The sequence below is a fragment of the Desertibacillus haloalkaliphilus genome (assembly GCF_019039105.1).
GTDB classification, from domain to species: domain Bacteria; phylum Bacillota; class Bacilli; order Bacillales; family KJ1-10-99; genus Desertibacillus; species Desertibacillus haloalkaliphilus.
On the sequence record NZ_JAHPIV010000066.1, the window covers coordinates 1 to 584 of the forward strand.

Consider the following 584-nt stretch of genomic DNA (forward strand, 5'->3'; position numbering starts at 1 on the left):
GTTATCAAGTAGAGCTACCAGACTACTGGTTAGAAGATGAGTACATGTGGGAAACAAAGCGAACTGATAAAGCAATTGAAGTTCGCTTCGGTGGTACGGTTGAGACTACAACGATTAATGGTGAACTTCATTTTCAACATCACGACTATGAGCGTGTTCTCGCAATACCATATGATGTACCTATAGTAGGTTACGACAATAATACAGTAAATACACTTCGGTTATGGAGCGCTGAATCAACTACGAATCACTTCCACTTTCACTCAAGTCGCGGCCATGACTACTATCACTACCTTGACTATAAACGTTCAATCGAGAAGATTTCAGAATTCCTTTATCCCGATGATTCCTATTATGAAGGGAAAATATTGCGCCTAAAGCAACAATATTTCCTTGTATCTGCAGGTTTACAAAGTATCCTTCAAAGGTACAAAAAACGAAATAAACCACTAAAGGAGCTTTCAAAACATGTCGTTATCCAGATAAACGATACACATCCAAGCCTTGTGGTTCCAGAATTAATGCGTCTTTTGCTTGATGATGAAAGACTTGGTTGGGATGAGGCATGGGCGATCACTCAGGAG

1 protein-coding gene is annotated in these 584 nt (G+C 39.9%); it reads left to right on the forward strand.

Going from position 1 to position 584, the window contains the following annotated elements; all coding sequences use genetic code 11:
* The coding region (locus KH400_RS20870) for a glycogen/starch/alpha-glucan phosphorylase (RefSeq protein WP_217227923.1) at positions 1 to 584 on the forward strand (584 nt) is incomplete at both ends.